The organism is Bovifimicola ammoniilytica, from assembly GCF_025567085.1.
GTDB lineage: Bacteria > Bacillota > Clostridia > Lachnospirales > Lachnospiraceae > Bovifimicola > Bovifimicola ammoniilytica.
Genome location: NZ_JAOQJN010000010.1, coordinates 71,584 through 91,854, shown reverse-complemented (window position 1 = coordinate 91,854; position 20,271 = coordinate 71,584). Strand labels below are relative to the sequence as shown.

Annotated in this window: 17 protein-coding genes; 2 read left to right on the top strand and 15 right to left on the bottom strand. The window is 31.9% G+C overall.

Features of this window, described 5'->3' with window-relative positions:
- The 9 genes from OCV48_RS12405 to glpK form a co-directional block, all read right to left on the bottom strand.
- Positions 1-4,094: hypothetical protein (locus OCV48_RS12405; protein WP_147592105.1), on the bottom strand; the 4,094-nt coding region annotated here is incomplete at its 3' end.
- Between the two features lie 291 nt (positions 4,095-4,385).
- Positions 4,386-5,168 (bottom strand): Cys-Gln thioester bond-forming surface protein, encoded by a 783-nt coding sequence (locus OCV48_RS12400; protein ID WP_147592104.1) that lies wholly within the window; start codon positions 5,166-5,168, stop codon positions 4,386-4,388.
- A 306-nt stretch (positions 5,169-5,474) separates the two neighbouring features.
- Positions 5,475-6,434 carry a hypothetical protein gene (locus OCV48_RS12395; protein ID WP_021983274.1) on the bottom strand — a complete coding sequence of 320 codons (960 nt, stop codon included), beginning with the start codon at positions 6,432-6,434 and terminating at the stop codon, positions 5,475-5,477.
- A 126-nt stretch (positions 6,435-6,560) separates the two neighbouring features.
- Positions 6,561-7,619, bottom strand: coding sequence for a DUF5305 family protein (locus OCV48_RS12390; RefSeq protein WP_021983275.1), 1,059 nt, complete (start codon positions 7,617-7,619; stop codon positions 6,561-6,563).
- Positions 7,603-8,796, bottom strand: a complete 1,194-nt coding sequence (locus tag OCV48_RS12385; protein ID WP_021983276.1) for a signal peptidase I — start codon at positions 8,794-8,796, stop codon at positions 7,603-7,605. Before OCV48_RS12385 ends, OCV48_RS12390 begins: the two co-directional genes overlap by 17 nt.
- A gap of 17 nt (positions 8,797-8,813) precedes the next feature.
- Entirely contained in the window at positions 8,814-9,587 is a 774-nt protein-coding gene (locus OCV48_RS12380) for a hypothetical protein (protein ID WP_021983277.1), read from the bottom strand.
- Positions 9,588-9,590: 3 nt separating this feature from the next.
- Entirely contained in the window at positions 9,591-10,280 is a 690-nt protein-coding gene (locus OCV48_RS13980; RefSeq protein ID WP_021983278.1) for a response regulator transcription factor, read from the bottom strand.
- A gap of 70 nt (positions 10,281-10,350) precedes the next feature.
- Complete coding sequence (locus tag OCV48_RS12370) at positions 10,351-11,340, bottom strand: alpha/beta fold hydrolase (RefSeq protein ID WP_021983279.1); 990 nt, start codon at positions 11,338-11,340, stop codon at positions 10,351-10,353.
- Positions 11,341-11,509: 169 nt separating this feature from the next.
- Complete coding sequence (gene glpK / locus OCV48_RS12365; RefSeq protein WP_021983280.1) at positions 11,510-13,003, bottom strand: glycerol kinase GlpK; 1,494 nt, start codon at positions 13,001-13,003, stop codon at positions 11,510-11,512.
- Positions 13,004-13,349: 346 nt separating this feature from the next.
- Between glpK and OCV48_RS12360 the strand changes: the two genes are divergently transcribed.
- A complete protein-coding gene (locus OCV48_RS12360) occupies positions 13,350-13,682 on the top strand; it encodes a DUF4234 domain-containing protein (protein ID WP_021983281.1) in 333 nt (110 codons plus the stop codon).
- Positions 13,683-13,757: 75 nt separating this feature from the next.
- Positions 13,758-14,093, top strand: a complete 336-nt coding sequence (locus tag OCV48_RS12355; protein ID WP_262559819.1) for a DUF2752 domain-containing protein — start codon at positions 13,758-13,760, stop codon at positions 14,091-14,093.
- A gap of 35 nt (positions 14,094-14,128) precedes the next feature.
- On the opposite strand, the gene OCV48_RS12350 is transcribed toward OCV48_RS12355, so the two are convergent.
- The 6 genes from OCV48_RS12350 to OCV48_RS12325 all read right to left on the bottom strand — a co-directional run bounded on the left by OCV48_RS12350 (position 14,129) and on the right by OCV48_RS12325 (position 20,239).
- Positions 14,129-16,519, bottom strand: a complete 2,391-nt coding sequence (locus OCV48_RS12350; RefSeq protein ID WP_021983283.1) for an ABC transporter permease family protein — start codon at positions 16,517-16,519, stop codon at positions 14,129-14,131.
- A gap of 15 nt (positions 16,520-16,534) precedes the next feature.
- The gene (locus OCV48_RS12345; protein ID WP_147592101.1) at positions 16,535-17,182 is read right to left on the bottom strand and encodes an ABC transporter ATP-binding protein; all 648 of its coding nucleotides are present in this window, start codon (positions 17,180-17,182) and stop codon (positions 16,535-16,537) included.
- 24 nt (positions 17,183-17,206) lie between these two features.
- Positions 17,207-17,800, bottom strand: a complete 594-nt coding sequence (locus tag OCV48_RS12340) for a hypothetical protein (RefSeq protein ID WP_021983285.1) — start codon at positions 17,798-17,800, stop codon at positions 17,207-17,209.
- A gap of 314 nt (positions 17,801-18,114) precedes the next feature.
- Positions 18,115-18,372: a hypothetical protein gene (locus OCV48_RS12335; RefSeq protein ID WP_147592100.1), complete on the bottom strand. Its 258-nt coding sequence runs from the start codon at positions 18,370-18,372 to the stop codon at positions 18,115-18,117.
- Positions 18,359-18,646 carry a hypothetical protein gene (locus tag OCV48_RS12330; protein WP_021983287.1) on the bottom strand — a complete coding sequence of 96 codons (288 nt, stop codon included), beginning with the start codon at positions 18,644-18,646 and terminating at the stop codon, positions 18,359-18,361. Before OCV48_RS12330 ends, OCV48_RS12335 begins: the two co-directional genes overlap by 14 nt.
- A gap of 93 nt (positions 18,647-18,739) precedes the next feature.
- Complete coding sequence (locus tag OCV48_RS12325; RefSeq protein WP_021983288.1) at positions 18,740-20,239, bottom strand: hypothetical protein; 1,500 nt, start codon at positions 20,237-20,239, stop codon at positions 18,740-18,742.
- Positions 20,240-20,271 lie beyond the last annotated feature (32 nt).

Here is a 20,271-nt window from a genome sequence, read left to right as displayed (position 1 = left end):
GTAAGTGTATATTCTGAAAGCTTTGTTTCATCCGATACTGAACCCTCAATTACAATATTTTTATTTTCTGCATCTAATGCTATTTTTGTAAATGCTGTAACCGGAGGAATCTTATCAGCTTCTTCTTTTTCTACTGTTATATTAAAGCTTACTTCTGCTGTTAAGCCCGCTTCATCTTCTGCTGTAATTCTATAACAGTAGACACCTTCCTCAAGTTCGTCTGTATTAATTGTTCCAATAACAGCATTTACAATTGCTTCACTGCCTTCTGCTACGAGAACTTCTTCGCTATTTTCATCACCTGTTTTTGTTCTTGTAACTTTATAGCCCTTAAGTTTTCTGTCATCAGTAATTGAACCCTTTATTTCTGCAATTCCTGATATAATACCATCTTTAGGTTCTGTAATAATAATTTCCGGTGGAGTAACATCTCTGTTATCTATTACAGTAATTGTTTTTGTTTCGGTTGTGACATTTCCTGCAATATCTGTAGCTATTGCTGAAATAGTAATAACACCGGCTTCATTTGCTTTAAGCTCGTATCTGTTATATCCACTTCCGATTACATCATCATTGCATTTTATTTCAAAAGTAGAAATACCAAAATTATCTTCAGCATATCCCTCGATATAAACTGATTCGCCTATATTTACTTCTGTTTTGCTTACACTTAATGTTACCTTTGGCGGCTCCTTGTCATCAGGCTTTGTATATACTCTGGAATCATTTGTATTAATGCTGATAACAGCCGGTCTGCTATATGTTCCCTCATAATCTTTTACAATGTATTTGACAAGATATGTTTTACCCATATCTGTCTGTGCAGGAAATCTTCCCTCTGTCCATTTGGTATCATTTATTTCTTTATAATAGAATTTTTCTTCAATAATTCCTTTTTTAACATCTGACAGATGATCTGAATCATATGCAGAATATGAAATATTTGTAATACATTTCTTAGAATCGCTGTCAGACTGCATTATATCAGCCTTAATTTCAGCTACTGGTCTGGTCTGCGCAACAATTAACTTTTCAACTTCATCTGTGTCTGACCACTTCACATATCCTGCCAATGCAGAATTTCCCTTTGTCGGATCATCACTGACTCTGTGAGTAACTGCATATGCACCAACATTTTCAAACATTGTCATTGGTTCTGACTGAATAAATGTGACCTGTTCACCATCATTATCGAATATAGTAGGATCATAAATATATGTCCATTCATCATTTCCCTTGTTATCATTTTCAGCATCACTATAAGTACCTTTATATTCAACCTTTTCATCTGTTGAAATAGTGTTTCCTATTGTATAATCTTTGCTTAATACATCAGATTCAATGTCTGCAACAATGTGATTTACAGCTTCTGTTACAAGTTCTTCCTGTGTTTTTTCACTTTCTTCACTAACAGAAATATTTGTATTCTCGCCATTGTTATCAATAATATCTACTAATCTGTTATAAGAACTTATGGATACATCATTACCAATACCATAAAACTTAACATCTTTTGATAATAATGCAGCCGCCACATTTGCAGTTCTTCCGTTATCTGATAATTCAGGAATTACTGCATCACTTAAATTAATGACATAATGATTTGTTCCTGGTGTCCACTGATGCTTATTAACAACATCAGAAAGGCTCTCTCCTGATATTGTCTGCATTACGATATTTTTAAATGTGAAATATGACTGCTGATAACAACCATGATTTTCATGGCTGATTATCGGACCATATCCATATGCTGCAACACCGTCATCTTCAAGTACATACTGATTAATAATAATCTTATCACCATCGTATACAGTTATTACATTGTCCTCAATAATTATCTTAAAATGATGATTTGCATATACATTTGATATAGGAAATGTCTGTAATAATTTTCCTGCATATTGAACATATTCATATGAACCATTTCTGAAATTAGTTAAATTGGTTTTATTTATTTTAACTAATTTAAGTCCACTACTTGTAACAAGTATACAATATCCCTGAATATAGTTTTCTTCTTCTGAGACTACGGTGTTAAATAAGAATCCGCCGCCTTCCATGCTATGCCAGTCAGTACCATCTCTCTGTAAATCGAAATCAAATACTTTTCTATCCGGATTATTATCTTCAACATATAGAAAATCTTTAAATGCTGCATAATAATATCCAACCATTTTTATATCTTTTCCTGTATATTGGATATGATGTGGAAGAACATAGCCCCAGTCATTAAATCCCGGATGGTCATACTCTTTCCAGGCAAATGTATCTGTCGCTGTAATTGCAGAGGTGCTTACCGTAGTAATATTGGCTTCAATACCTTTTTCCTTTAACTTATCTTCGACAAGCTTACTTGCTTCTGAATAAGCATTCAATACATCTTTATCTGCACTGCCAACTGTAAAAATAATGTCTGCAATTTTACTTTTTTCTACAGTCACCTTTGACTTTGGTGCCTGGTTAGTAATTTCAAATACTTTTTCTGTATTTCCTGATAAATATACTGAATCATCTATTAATGATGGAATTGTATCTGTAAATGTTTCTTTTACATTAAGTACGATTTTGTATTTACCAACATTATCTAACTCATAGTTAAATGAGCTTCCATCTCCATCTCTTTCATCTATAATTTCAGTATCATCAAATATATTATCATTGTCTGAATCATAGAATAATATGTAATGTCTGTAGTTAATTTCATCACCAATTTCTGAACTTGATTCATCACATACAGTAATATTTGATTTTCCATTACTGTTTCTTACAAATACATCTTCATTATCTGTATTCTCTCCCTCATCTGCTGAAAGATTAATCAGGGCAAGAGGTGCATTATCTTTTGCTACTGTAATAATTTTTTCTGCATTTACCGTATCATAACCATCTGTAACACTTGCACTTATCTTATAGCTTCCTGCTTCTTTGAAAATAAGTTCCCTGTGATTCCATTCTGTTTTACTGTCATCAAAAAGGAAGATATCTTTTGAACCTGCGATAACATTTCCGTCACTGTCAATCTTATTGATTTCAATAACTGTGTTTTCTTTATTAAGATAATCTTCTTCTCCCTCGGGAGCATCAAGTTCTAAATCAATATCTACTTTTCTGTTAACTTTTAAGTTACCATCTGTTTTAATGACTAAATCATAAACATTAAGCATATGTCTTCTAGGCACATATGGGCATACGTATCCATTATTATCCCAGCCCTTTACCTTTGCACAGTTGTTACCCTGCTTGTAATCACTATATCTTAATAAAACAGATTCATTCCATAAATTTTCATCATTTCCCCTGAAGAACCTAAGCTCTGTTGCACCCTCATCTTCTTTCGTTACAACATAGCGAAATACCTGTGTTTCGGGTGAATCTGTTAATTTAATCGGAGACACTGCATCCTTGTCTGCATTTTTAATATTTATATCTCTTCCGCCGTTATCCGACTTTGAATATTTATTAAAATTTATATAAAACTGGGCATTACTCTGCTCCCAGTTATAAATTACACTTCCATTATTATCTGAAGTAAATTCATAGAAATCAAGATAGATTACATCTCCTTCATGAAAGTAATCATTATCGATTACCATAGTTCCGTCCCAATATCCATGTTCAGGAACGGTAGCATGGTATGTGCTGTGCCAGCTGCTGTAATCATCTCTGTTACTGCCTCGTCCTCCGGCACTCCATGAATTCCATTGTATGTAATTGTCATCTTTATGACTAAGTAATCCCTCTCCAACCTGTGACATATCAGCCACTTGTTTTCCATCTTTTGTCTTTGGACTTAATCTGTTAAAGGTTACATTATAAGTCTTTGCAGGCACCCTGCAGCTCCAGGTATTATCATCTACCTGCTTCATAATGTAATAATCATGTCCATCCGTGTTATCAACCAGCTGAATAATGGCTCCATCATTGCCAATCCAGCTTTCTTTTGTGTCATCTTTGAAGTAGATTGTTGTATAACCCTTAGGTGCACTTGCATAGGCTTTTTTTGCCTTTTCAATCGTAATAGTTGTACTAAATGTAGTTATAACTAAAACAATTGCAAGTATTCGCTTTAACAATCTTTTTTTGAATAAGTTCATATTTCCATCTCTCCTCTACTATGTATTGTTTTACGGGTTATAGTTCAAAACGTGTTGATAACTAATCAAAGTCATCAAATGTTATTTCCTATAACTCTGATTTACTAAGGATTAGGAAATTTGAGGTAAAAAAATTCGCCAGAATCATCTGGCGAATTTAAAAAGTACTATATAATATTTTCTAGTTTCTATAATCCACCAATTTCCTATCTATCTTTATCCTCTCGTAAACTAACTAAATTATATAGAAATATGTTATAGTTGTCAACATATTATTGTGTTCTCCAACCCTTAATTTCTCTTACCCCTCAACACAATGAATATTGTTACCATACTAAGCGCCGCACCCATAATAACCACTATACTAACAAAGCTGTCACCTGTCTTTGGACTTTTACTATACTGTGCATTTGCCTTAATATTATTATCCTCTCCATTTATCGTATTGTTTTTTTCCGGTACACTACTCTTGTTTTTTTTAGAAGCATAGCTTTCTGATTCAGCAAACTCCCCGATTCCGATTAATACCTGCGTGGCTACACTATTATTAGTCACCAGAAATACGCTATTTGTCCTACCACCATTGTTTTCTCCATCATCATTAGAACTATCATCGACATCTAAATTAATCAGCCATTTATACAGCTCATTAACAACACTATACTCCGACTCTATATCTGCATTGTTAGTGTAATGCCATATTGCATACTGAACCGCTGTAATCGCCTCTTTTTTTTTGATGTATTTAATGCCGCTTCTTTGCTGCATTTCTTCTATGCTTATATATGGATACGCATTTTTCAGAATCTTTTCAAGATGCTTACATATATTCCTGTCAAATTTATTACATTTATCTATTGGTTTACAGTTGTACCCACAACCACTTACCACCGGGGTATTCATATCTGCACAATAGACTTCTAATTTCTTACCCTCTCTATTATACAATTCCATTATTACCGGAGTAATTCCCAATTCGTTATACCCATTCAACCCCTGCGATTTTAGAACATATTCATATTCCTCATTTCCGTTAACTGTCTGACATAAGCACAGAATTATCAGACCACTCATTAGTATTCCTACTGTTTTAAATAATAATTTCTTTATTGTTCAGACCTCCAATCAAAAATAGTGCTTATACTCTATGTATATGTAATTCATCTTGTTTAATGAATCCTTTACATATAAAGTACAAGCACTATCAAGTCTAGACAAATTTAATTATATTTATACAATATTGTTTATATTTACCATTTGTTATCCACAATTCACTTCATTGTTTAAGACATATTTGCACAATATTTTTCCTAACAAATATATTTTACACACATTTTTGAAAATGTATTTTTACACAGTATTTTTAGAAATATATTATTCCTATTTGTTCTGGTTCTCTAAAATATTTGCAGGGGCATCTTTGCCAACACCCTCGTTAAACTGATCCCATAAGAAGTCAATGCTGATTTCTACTGCTTTATCCATAGAAATTGTGTCATCATTGTCATTCATAACACCTGTAGAACCTGTTGTATATACACCCTCTGCATCAGGATCCATCGCTACTCCGAAGAATACGTCCATTCTGTTTTCACTGCTGACTGTTAATAACTTCTCATTTTCGATTTCAGGTGTGAATCCTTTCTCTTCAAGAGCTGATAATCTTACGAAATCAACACCACCCATTGTAAAGATATCATCCTCATCAAAGTTTTCTGCAAGACCTACTACATCATCAAGTGTACTTGCGGTCTCTTCGCAGTATTCTCTTTGGACGTACATTGCAATACCAATCATATCCTTGATATTTCCAACATTTTCACCCTCAGATGTAATATTGATTTTACTTAATTTAGCTGCAATATTTCCTACATTTGCAATATCTGTTCTGAATGCCTGTGCATAGCCAGGATAAATATTTTCAACTGAAATATCGATGTTGTCACTTACGTCAACAGCTAATGCCTTGTATGGTCCTACTGTAACATTCATCTTTGTAGGCGTAACAAGTTTTGCACCAAAGCTTACATCATTATAGCCGTCTGCTGCATTATAATATCCCTCTACCGAACCCTCTTTTGCGATTATATTATAATTTGATGTACCTCTTAGGAAATAATTTGAATCAATATAACCATCATCTCCTACACCATCAATAATTGACCAGCCTTTTCCCTCATCTGCATACTGTGCATATAAACCTAAGTCAAGGAATTTAACTCCCATATTTCCTGTTGTGGCTTTAGTTGTCATATTCAGCGAATCTGTCCAATACGCATATCCTGTTCCTGCTAATACCATACTAAGCGCCAATGCACCTGCAATAAATCTTTTTTTCATTTTCAATCTCCTTAAATAATTATTTTCTCAGGCTGTTGTTTCTGTTTTCTCAGCCATAGTTGTATTATATGCACATTGATTCTTTCTTTCTACCTACTAAAGTCTACTTATTTATACTACTTTTGGCTACTTTGACATATAGTAAACATATTTATTCCTGCCATCGATTATGAATATCTTACCTCCATCAATCTCCCTATCTTTTCCATGCAGATATACTACCGGTCTCCCCATTTCATCAGCTAACCGGAACAAATCACCAACTTCTTCTAATAAGTATATTTCCTCTATATCAAGTTTTGGTATACTGCTAAGTGATATCATCCGGCTGCGATATTTCCTAAGAAGTCTCTTTTCTTTCTTCAGTTCTTCAGGCAATTCCTCTTTTATTCCTATCATAATAAATACGAGGATCTCACTAATAACTGCAGCTATTATGAAAATCACACAAATAATTATGAAACTATAATTTTTCTTAATATTTACCTGTTCTTCTATATATTCCTGTTTACTTACAGGATTGCCTGTCTCTTTATTTATCGAAAATAATGTACTGTTCAGTGGTATCTCAAGACTTGAAGCTATTGGAATCTCTATATTATTTTCGTTACGCCGTATGGTTATCCTGCCTTCTATATAGAACGTAAGATTTACTGATAATGTAATTCCTAACTCACCTTTTATATTAGTAACCATTGCCTCATACTTATCTAAATCTATTTCCTCAGATAAATTATATTTAAGGCTATAGTCATTGACATTCTCCGTATGTGCATCTCCGATTGGCATTTCCTTTTGCCAGATTACCTCTTTATTTCCTGAAGCTACCTGATAACCCTCTAATTTAGCTTTTACCTGATATTCGGCTGTGATATTTTCCTTAGTATTTCCCTGAAAATCCCCACCAAATGTCACATTTACGGAATCTACAAGGTTTCTTATGTACTTTTCGCCCTCATTTCTGACAGCCTCATCATAATATTTATTCTCTTTGAGTTTAACACTATATGACATGACCGGGCTGTATGTATATTCATACACCGTTTTTGTAACCGTTTTGCTTGTACTTTTCTTCATATCCTTGTTAATTAGAAATATTGCAATAACAATTCCAATAAATATTCCACACATTATGACATATTTTATCCATTTTTCCACTGATATTTTCTTAATTTTCCACACCATCAGGCACCGCCTCCCCACTTTTTATCCATAATACCGGTAATCCAATCTTTGGAATAACCCCTATATATCTTCCCATAACTTCATTAGGCTCTACTAACCTCGTATCCTCCACACTATTATTATCGCCCTTTGTCCTAAATGTAATGTTGCCATTTTCATCTGTTACAATCTCTTTTATTCGATGTGTAATTACAATATCGTCCCTGTGAAATGTAATAATGTCTCCGACTTTTAGCTCATTAAGTCCCTTTTCATTTGTTATCTTATCTATCAGAATCATATCGCCCGGTTTAATGTCAGGCTCCATACTTCCAGTCAGAACGACAGATGGATATATTCTGAATACGCCAACAAAGAACCATATCATAACCACACATATAACCATTACGCATATCTGCCCGAACATCTTCTCCTGTTTCCTACGTGTTTTCTTCGAATTACGCTTATGCTTTTCCTGAAATTCACTTATCTGATCGCCTAACATCAGAATAATAATTCCACCGATGCCTATACTTATAACGAATTCTGTCAGCCAATTCAATGTAGGTACAACCGGAAACAACCATTCCATTAATTCCTGCATAATAAGGTATATAATCGATGCACCTGCACCACCATATGTAGCCATCATATTTAAAAATATTCCCTCAATAACAAGTGGCAGCACATTTTTAGCCATGTATATAACCGTATTTTCCACGCCACTTAGTAACTCTATTTCCATAAAGTTTAACCCCGCAAATGACAGCCAGAATAACAGATTTATAAACCACATTTTGTAATGCGTGCATTTATTAATTATGTAGCTTCTGATATTTTCACGAAATATTATAAGTGGTAACGCATAATACAAATTACTTACAATGCCTCTAAAACTTCTGTCATATGGGTTCTTACTAAGAGTTCCCATAAATATACCCACTATCATTTTAGCGACAATTATAATTGCCGCAAAATAAAATGCCCACAATATTGCAAGTTTTTTGTCATTATTTCTGCTCATTGGTTCAACTTCCATGAACCATTTTGCAAATATTAATAACAAAATTATACATATCGTGGGCAATATCACATAGTTCATTCTGTATGAACTTATCCCTGCATAATTAATTCCCTTTGTATATCCCTGTGGCACTAATGCCACTAAGAGATATAACCCTAACATTATTAATTTCATCTTCTATTAGCTCACCTTTACTCTGTAATTAGAATTCTGCATTGCAGCTTTAATTTCTGACTCCATAGACAATTTGTCACAGATATGTTGGTTTTCTTTATAAAAGTTTCTTTATTCTGTTGTTCTATCACATCATTATATTCTATGGTAATAATATCTCCAACTCTATATTCATAATCTTCTAATTTTGTATTATGACTGATTCCAAGATACTTTTCTTCATTATCCAGTTTATATTCGGAAGATGTTTCTGTAATGCACTCTATTTTACTGCTAATCAGCTCTGGCAATTTTTCACCTGATACTACATCCTCCTGCGCATTTTTTGCTTCACCATTTGAAGCAGTCTCCATATATTTATTTATATTCTCATTATTATCCTGTAAAGCATTGATTTCTCTAAATACCTCTGCAATATGCGTCTGTGGTTCTTTATCCACATCTATGCTATAAATTGTATTCTTATCCGATGGTTTAGCCGCATAATTAATATTTATTCCTGTAATTTTACCTGAATCACCTGATATTTCCTTTAATTTTAATGCCGATACTTTTATTACTAATTCTTTACTTTCCTCAGCAAACTCTATCTGTTCTTCAGGGACATTATATCTTAAATCATTATTTACTATACTTACTTTACAATCAGAAATATCTCCTACCTCATATTTAAGTACACCGCTCTTTGTCTCCAATCCGACATTTAATCGTTTAGTCCATTTTCCATATACAACTCCCATTGCAATTATACACACCATAACTGTCAATGCGAATATTCTTTTCTTAATCATTATTTACCTCCATAATCTTGCATTATTCACTGCAATAACTACCTCCATACGGTTTTTCATCCCCAGTTTACCTAATATATTACTAACATGTTTCTTGGCAGTTGCTTCCGATATAAATAATTCCTTTCCTATTTCGTTATTGCTCTTGCCTTCTTTTAACAGGCTTAACACCTCAGATTCCCTTTTGGTAAGATTATCCTGAACCGATACGGATGGCTTCATCTTAATACATTCAGGCGAATAATATCGTCCACCACGCATAATTACATTCAACGCATATATTACATCTTCTTCATTAGCATTTTTCATAATTAATCCTGATATTTCCGGAATTTTTATATCTTCAAATCCACCGCATTGCATTTTATCACACAAAAAAATAACCTCAGTACTTTTAGTTTTTCCTGACTTCATCTCTGGTTCTGTAGATTTACAAATTATTTTCTCCTTATTAAACAAAGTAATAATACCTTCCATATTAGTCATTATACTACTATCTATGTCAGAAATACCAATATTCTCATCAAGCAATATGATATCCGGATTATAGCATTTTGCAATATTTACACCATCAGAAATATTGTCTCCTTCGTACACCTCTACCAAATCTCCATTGTTTTTTCCTATTTGAGTCATAATCTGTTTAAGCCCCATACGAAATATGGGGCTGCTATCCAGAATCAACACTCTCACTATTTTCTCCCTCCATTAACTTTTTATTATTTACTTTCTCCATCTATATTATATTCGTATTTCCATAAATCTATTCCACAATCTTATGAATTACATGGTCATTTATCCACATATAAATATCTTTATACACTTTATCTTTGTTCGTTTCATTTAGAATCTCATGTCTGCAGCCATCATACAAAGTAAGTGTTATATCCTTAACCCCCTGTGCCGTATATGTCTCATATACCTGCTTAACCGCTTCCCCATAATCACCGACCGGATCCTCCTTGCCGGCATTTATAAGCATTTTAACATCTTTAGGAATTTTTTTAATATTTTCTTTATTAATAATATATTTTATGGTAGACAATAGAGCCTCATAACCATTTAGTGTAAATTTAAATCCACATAGCTCATCTTCTTCATATTTCTTAAGTGTTTCTTTATTTGTACATATCCAGTCATCACCCGATACAGGATTGTCTATCTTTCTATTATATGCTCCAAACATCATCTTATAGATAAGTTCGCTTCTAAATCTGTCACCTTTAGCCATAATAAGCATTTTCGTTATGGCAAGTCCCGCATTAACGACAGCTTCCGGCTGGTTTCCTGTTCCCATTATAATTATACCGTCTAATTCATTGCCATATTCCATAAGATACCTTCTGGCAATAAATGATCCCATACTATGCCCCAGAAGAATATATGGAACTCCCGGATAATGTTTCTTGACCGTCTTAGTTATATGGACTAAATCTTTTACAAGATCGGCACTTGAACTGTAATTTTCTGCTTTTCTTTTATTCATTCCCTTTATCGGTATGGCAAAATATCCAAGATCATCTTTATTCACAATAGAGTTGCCATGTCCCATATGATTATTACCAACAACTAATATTCCTCTTGCAGCCAAATACCTTGCAAATTCATCATATCTGTCAATATGTTCTGCCATTCCATGAGATATCTGTAATACCGCTTCCACATCCCTGTCCGGTATCCACATCTTTCCATGTATCTCCGTATACTTGTTACTTGATAAAAAACTGAATTCTTTTACTCTGATTTCACACATAATAATCTCCATTCCGCAGGCACAACGTGCCGGAGGAATCGCGAGCCAAATTTCAGATTTGTCTCGCAATAGATGCTATTTGTGGTGCCTGCTGCACAAATAGCTATGCAAAAGCATTGGCGCATCAGCACAATTCTTTCGCACTGACCTCTTTTCTGAGTGACTTGTCTTACTCTGTTCTGATTCTTCTTATACAATCATGCCAGCCTGCGACCAACTTATCTCTCTTTACCTTATCTGCCTTAGGAGAAAATGTATCTCTAAGCTGCCAGTTATCTTTAATCTCTTCTATATTTTTATAATATCCCACTGCCAGTCCGGCTAAATACGCCGCACCTAATGCTGTTGTCTCTATAACTTTCGGTCTTATAATCTCTGTACCGACAATATCTGATTGAAACTGTAACAGAAAATCATTAGCACTTGCACCACCATCAACTCTTAGTGATGACAAATTAATTCCCGAATCTTCTTCCATTGCTTTTAATACATCTAATGTCTGGTACGCCAATGATTCTAATGTTGCTCTTACAAAATGTGCTTTATTACTTCCTCTTGACAATCCGAACACTGCACCTCTTGCATAAGCATCCCAATATGGCGCGCCAAGTCCCGTAAATGCCGGAACTACATAGACTCCATTACTATCTTCTACGGACATTGCCAAATCATATGTTTCTTCGGCTGTATCTATAAGTTTTAATTCATCTCTTAACCATTTTATGGCCGCCCCTGCTACAAACACACTACCTTCTAAAGCATACTGAACATCTCCATTAAGTCCTATTGCAATTGTAGTAAGTAATCCATTTCTTGACACAACTGCTTTCCTTCCGGTATTCATAAGAAGAAAACAGCCTGTTCCATATGTATTCTTGCCTTCGCCTTCATTAAAACAACATTGACCGAATAGTGCTGCCTGCTGGTCTCCTGCTACACCTGCAATTGCCACAACACCACCAAATACTGTCTCATCTGTCATTCCATATAATTCTGATGAATTCTTCACTTCCGGCAACATAGTCTCAGGTATATTGAATAATTCTAACAACTCCCTGTCCCATTCAAGTGAGTGTATATTAAATAACATTGTTCTCGCTGCATTCGTGTAGTCTGTCGCATACACTTTTCCTTTGGTAAGCTTATAAATAAGCCATGTATCAACTGTCCCAAACATAAGCCCGCCTCTGTCTGCCTTATCTCTTGCACCCTCAACATTTTCCAATATCCACGCTATCTTGGTTGCTGAAAAATATGGGTCTAAGATAAGCCCTGTCTTAGACTTAATTATCTCTTCATATCCATCTTCTTTAAGTCTGTCAACCATCGGTGCTGTTCTTCTGCATTGCCATACTATTGCATTATAAACCGGTTCGCCTGTCGCTCTGTCCCAACATATTGTTGTCTCCCTCTGGTTAGTTATTCCTATTGCCGCAATCTCGTCGCTTTCGATTCCGTTTCTTGCCATAGCTTCAACCATTACACCTAATTCAGATGACCATATTTCATTAGGATCCTGCTCTACCCATCCACTTTCTGGAAAATACTGTGTAAATTCCTTTTGTGCTGATGATACAATTTCTCCCTGTTTATTGAAAATAATACATCTCGAACTTGTAGTCCCCTGGTCTAATGCCATTAAATATTTCTTTGTTTTTGCCATAAGCCTTACCTTTCCCTGCAAATATATTTTAGTATTTTCTTATATAATTTTCATTTACATATACATAAAACTAATATAACTTTTATCTGTAACTTCTTATCAGTAGTTATTTACCCTGCTTCAAATAATACTCATTCATATTTCACGTTAATTACTAATATATATAATAACATAGATATACCATCTGATACAATTATTAATTAATGATTATTCTAACTAACGTACATTTTCCGCTACATTAAACCCTAAAAAATGTTTTTATTTATATAGACAAAACCTTTTACATTTTATATAATGTTTAGGAAATTTATTATTTTTTAATCTAAATTTAAGGAGGATTTGAATTATGAGAGAAAGAAATATTGCAGTATGCATTATTCTGTCAATTGTTACTTGTGGAATCTACGGTTTATATTGGCTCTATGCAATGGCAAATGACATCAACGAACTAACAGGTGATAATTCTACATCAGGTGCTATGGTACTTGTTCTTTCAATTATTACTTGTAGTATTTACCTTTGGTACTGGTTATACCAGGCAGGTAAAAAAATTGACGCTGTTAAGTGTGCAAGAGGCCAGATGTCAGATAACTCAGGTGTTTTATACCTTATCTTAGCTATCTTAGGTCTTTCAATTGTTTCATATTGCTTAATTCAGAATGAACTTAACCATTTATAAAATGAATTGCAAAGTAACTTATAGATATTTGTAATGGATATGAAAAACAGAGCTTTTAAAATTTGCAAATACATATTGAGTTTATTATTAATCGGTCTTTCTTATGGAATCTTCGTAAGAAAGACTGGTTTTGCTATACCGTGTATTTTTTATCGAATTACAGGTCTGCAATGCCCGGGTTGCGGTGTAACACGTATGTGTCTCGCTCTTATGAGACTTGATTTCGTGGCAGCATATCATTATAACAAACTATTGTTTATAATATCTCCTGTAATTGTTTTTATAATTGCACAACAGATTTACAGATATATTCGTTTTAACGATGCTAAGACAACAAAAGCACAAACAGTAATTCTGATTCTACTGATTGTACTTTTGGTAATCTGGGGAATTTTGAGAAACATTTTTTAATCTCAGGATTCCCCTTTTATATCCATAACAATAATTTATTCATTTTCTTCTTTTAACTCTCTTATAATATCTCCATTTGTAATTTTTCTTCTCAAAAAATATATAAATAAAATGAATATAGATATATATATTGCTGCTAGTATCCCCATTATTTTAAATGGATAATAATATTTCAAATAATTAATCACACTAATATTAATTTCTAGTATCTTATAACATATTAATCCAGATAAAAAACCAACTATCACATATCCTATTATAAATATACGTCTTATATCTATTATAAATATTTTTATTATCTTTCTACTTGCAACTCCTATAATTTTTAAAATATTACTCATTTTCTTAATATCATAAAATCTATTACTAATTACAAATATAATATTTAATATAGTAAGCAATGCAACTATTAATGATATAATAATAGCAATATACATCATAATTCGATTTCTACTATCTATCAATTGATTTTCTTCTTTTATATTTTTCAATGTTATATACCGACAACCTTTGATACTATTTAATATATCATCATTATTACTACAATTTAAATATACTATATCAGGATACGAATAACTTATTAGCTCTTCATATTGTTTAACAAAAACATCTTTTGGAATAATAATTTTAATTTTATTATTATCATCTATACTTAACTTTAAATCGTCATATATTTTTTTAACTGTGAATGTTTTATTATATATTTCATTATCCTCTATAATATCCATTTTTATTTTATTGCCTTTTTTTATACCACTACTAACATCTCCTATTCCATATGAATGTATATTACCTATTAATATACATTCGTTTTCATTCAAATTATTTAAATCTTCTTTTTTTATGCCTATACTTTCACAGTACTTGTCTTCTATACCTATCACTAATATTCTTAACGTACAATACCTGTTATCAGATTTAGACATCTGCCTTTTAAACTGTGTATCATAATTTTCTAATATATTCAGATATTGATTTGATATAGTGTTTTTTTCAATATAAGATTTCTGTGAGTTTTTTATATATAAAGGTAAAATTTCAGAATTATTAGTGTTTTTAACGACATCTTCTATTCTTTTTATAGTATCTATATATATCTCTATTTCCTTAGTTGCTACCTCATTTCCACTATATGTAATTTGGTATTCATAATTATTATAATTTGCAAAATTTACCCTTTTAGTATTTATGTAAAACAAAACTGAAATGAAAATAATTCCAGAAATACATATTGGTAAAATTAATATAAACATACTTTTCCAATTAAATAAATGAATATTTTTTGCCAGCTGAATATATAAATCTCTATTCTTTACTAATTGACTACCCGTTTTTATACTTTTTCTTCTACTTTTTTTATTAAATAATATAAAATCTTTATATATTTTTTTCAATATTAAAGATATATTTGTAATTAAACCTATTATAATAAATACAAGTTGTATTAATAAATTTATTTTTAAATATCCGTTAAAATCTGAAAATGAGCATTTTCCCTTAACTAAAATTATAAACAATATCGATACCAAAATAGCTATTCCGTAGCAAACAATTACGCATTCTATCAACGAATATACTATTTTTTTCTTATTTATTCCTATTCTGAGATATAATTCATTCATTTCCGCTGTTCGTCCTAATGCTAAAATAAATACAGAATTAATTAATACCAAAAGTGAACCTGTAATTAAAAATAGAATTATATATCCTATTTTTAATAAAGCAGTTGGACGATTACATTCATCACGCTCAGATATATTCAATACATTTCCATTATTAAAAATTGTTTTTCTATTTAAATTATATTTTTTTATAAGACTTTCTTTATTGCCTTTAAAATTATCTGAGAAAGATTGAATAAAAACATTATACTCATATGGTAGTTCTATATAATTCATATTAAAAACTACAAGCCTGCCATTATACTCTGAATCAATAAGACTTTGCATTTCTACTAACCCTGTAACAATATAATCATTTTCATCAACTGTTATTTTTGCCCCTATCATTTCTTTATATTCATAACCCAGCTGAAATAAATAATTAATGTTACATAATACCTCATTAGAACTTTCCGGAAACTTCCCTTTTACTAGTTTGCAATCTGTTATTTCTGTAAATTCATTATCACATGCTATTAAATATTCGTCTTCTGTAAAATTTTCCTGAGTTTGAGCCACTTTATAAAGTGTTTTATCATTTTTTATTTTATTTGCTGTTTCTTTGTCCAAATATCCTATACTATAATGATATTCTCCATAACTTTCTTTTGCAATTTTCTTAAGATATTCTCCACCAATATATAAAGCCGTATTTAAAAAATTGATTATTAAAATTGACAATATACATATTGTTATTATATATATAAGAAAATCTTTCTTTTTCATATAACTTTTAATCAATAAATTATTAATTGATTTCTTCATAACATTTTCTCCCGCTTAGCGACTTAACACTAATTTTCTATCCAAATAATCTGATACCATTTCGTCATGTGTTACAACAACTAAGGTTTGATTATTTTTTTCACAACATTCACACAACAATTTCATGACAATATTACTATTTTCTTTATCCAGGCTTCCCGTTGGTTCATCAGCAAAAATAATTTTAGGTCTATTAATTAATGCTCTTGCAATACACACTCTTTGTTGTTCTCCCCCAGATAACTGCGATGGATAATAGTTCTTTTTTGATTCAATTTTTAATATTTCACATAATTCATCTGTATATTCCTTATCAAAGTTCGTTCGTAATGCTAATGCCGGAAGAATTATATTATCATATACATTAAGTGTATCAATAAGATAAAATTTCTGATAAATAAATCCAAACTTTTCTAAACGCATACTTTCTATTTTTTTATAATTTGTCTTTATATAATTAATTCCATCTACTATTACTTCTCCCGCCTGAAACTCCTCTAATCCAGCTAATATATGTAATAATGTGCTCTTTCCTGAGCCGGAGGCTCCCATTATTGCTATTTTTTCACCCTCTTTTATCTCTAATGAATAATTATTAAAAATGTCAGTCATTATACTTCCATTTTCATATTTTTTACACATATTATTTACCTTTATTATCATATGTCTCCTTTCATTCTGTAAATTTTATTTTCTTAACTTGGCATGTTTTAATGATATTATTTCATCATTACTTCCCAACATTTTACTGCTGTAATATACTTCTATATCCAGTCTTTGTATATAATCAAGAATTTCCTCATCCGACATATCTCCCATATACATAGTTAACCAAATTATCTCTGTGTCCTTTTTAGTTTTTAATGGTTTTATATTTTCTGATACAAAAGCACCTGTTGAATATAATACATAACTATCATCTTTTTCATTAGTAACACTTCCTATGATGTCTTTTAAATTAAATATACTATTATTTTTGAATTCCACCGAAATTATTACTGTTCCATAATCTTTCGTCTTATCCGATGGTAAATTTCTATTTTTTCTAACCAGCTGTTCATCATTTAAAAAAACACTACTATTTTTTCCTTCATATCTATCAATTAATGCATTAAATATTTCGTCATCATATTCTTCTCCAGCCAGATTTTCATCATCTCTTGATATAAATATTTCTATTTTATTTTCATTTATTTCACAAGGCTTAATTACATTGAAATATATAAATATTAAAACTGGTATTATAATTATAGCTATAACTATTATTTTGCGTTTACTCATTCGTTTATTTTCCTCCAAATATTATTTTAATTTACTTAAATACTATTCTATAAAACGTATTACAATTTTTATTATATTTTTTCTTCATGTCCCAATATATATACGACGTGTCATCATAATTATTTTGTGCATATGTACTTGCCGCATTTGGATTATAATTTCCATACACCGTAATTGTAGAAAATTTAATTCAGAAACAATAGTTGATTTTCGGTGTTACTTTTCGTTATTTTTCGTTACTTTTCGTTACTTCTTTAACAAATATTTAATATTGTTACCTTAGCATTAACATTTTTCAGCAATATTATATATAATTATATTAATCCTTTCTTCACATACATATCCTCGTCTAACCCATTCTCTGTAAGCTTCTCATCTTCCACACGAACATACACTTCGCCATCTCTGGTAAGAAGTTTTACGCTGACCATCAAGGATTCACCCTCTAAACGCTCTTCACAACCATAATCGCCATCAAATATTTCTAAAATATAACCATACAAATCACTATTCTTTGACAGTTCTTCCTTAATCTCATTAATATTAATCTCATTAATATTAATTTCCTTCATTATTTACCGCCTCCGTCTGTTTCTTTCTTCTTTTCTTATGCCTTTTTACTAATATAAATATGAATATAATCCATAATACTACTGCTGCAATAACTGAAATAGCTGCATAGACCTGCCAATCTCTATATGTAGTTGCATAACGGTATCCTAATTCACTATTCAATGTAAGTAACTTTTCTCCGGATACCTGAGATGTAATATATACTGCATACGAAGTGCATCCTATTGCTGCAAGTGTTCCAAGCAGGCTGATTATCAGCATTATAATTACCATTTTTATTACCTTTATACTGCTTCTTAACCATATATATTTTCATACATATTGTCTATCGCAATTCCTTTCATTTTAATTTAATACATTTCCAATTTACTTTTTCCTGCGTCTTTTTATTCCTTTAATAAATACAATCATATATACCACAACAAGTATAATTAGTACGCCTGTAATTATATACAATTTTCTTCTGTTGCTTTTACTCATCTCATGTGTGACTGTTGCACTATATTGAGACTCATTACCTGCGACATCAATTGCCACAAGCTTTATGGCATTTTTACCAAGTTTAAGTCTGACCTTTTCATTAAAATAGCCTTTTTCCATCTCAATTTCTCTTCCATTGAGAGTAAGCACTGCACCCTCTTCAGAATATCCGCTTATGTAAATATAATCTTTAGATGTAATGCTGTTATCTATATCATCGGCTATTGAAAGTGCCGGTGGAACTGTATCTACATAGATATTTTTAGTAAATGTAATTACATTGTTCTTCTCATCTGTTATTCTGAATACAACTACATTGTCTCCATCACTCATATTAATTCTATATTTACCTGATTCAGTTTCTCCCTCAAGCATAAGCTCATCATTTAACCATGCATCAATTACAGCTTTGCCGTTTATAGTTACATCGGCTATAATAAACTTGTGATTTGTAGCATTTTCTTCGACATCATACACCACATTTGCATCTACGGTTGTATCCCTATTTACTTCGATTTTATCATAATTACAGTCATTACCATCTACTACGGCTAAATATACCTTTTCATCACTGTCTTTAAAATCTCCATAATATAATGTATCGCCTGCTTCGGTTTCCACTTCAGATATAAGGTTCATATCTTTATCCCAGACATAGACTGTTTTTCTGTCATTTTCATTCTCATTTGTCCAGCTTATATAATAACCATCATTATATTTTCCACCTTTAACATCTTTAACTTTCTTCTGGCTGTCCTTACGGCTGATACTTATTACTGAGTCTGTATATGCCCTTTTAAATACACCATCTTTAGACACACGTATATAAAAATGATATTCACAAGGCTTAAGATTGCCAAATGATAATTCGGCTTCACCACTTGGCCCACCAGTTCCTGAGTATACCTTTTCTCCGTCAAAACCCTCGTTATCTGTATCAGCAAATACTTCTATCTGTACCTGTTCAGGACAATCACTTATAGAATACTTAGCTATGTATTTATCATCTTTTGCCTCGACACTAAATGAATTAATAACCATAGAATTAGGGAGTTGTCCTGCTTCCACCTTAACTACACCTAAGTTATCTCCGCTGACTTTAATTGTCCATTCGCCCTTAGCAGGCTGTCCGACATTTACTATGGCTTCGCCATTTGCCTCGTAGACATTATCCGATGTCTTTTCTTTACTGTAGACTTTACCGTCAGGCGAAATTAATTCAACTGAGCCTTTTTCTTCTACATTATCCCATGTTATATAAAATATCGCATTAGTATAATCCTTATCTACATTTAATTTTACTTCTTTCGTCTCTGCAAATGCATTAACGTAAAGTAAAATCGTAAATAACATAGAAACAATTGCCACTTTAACTATTCTCTTCATAATATACTTTTCTCCATTCCGCAGACGTTTAC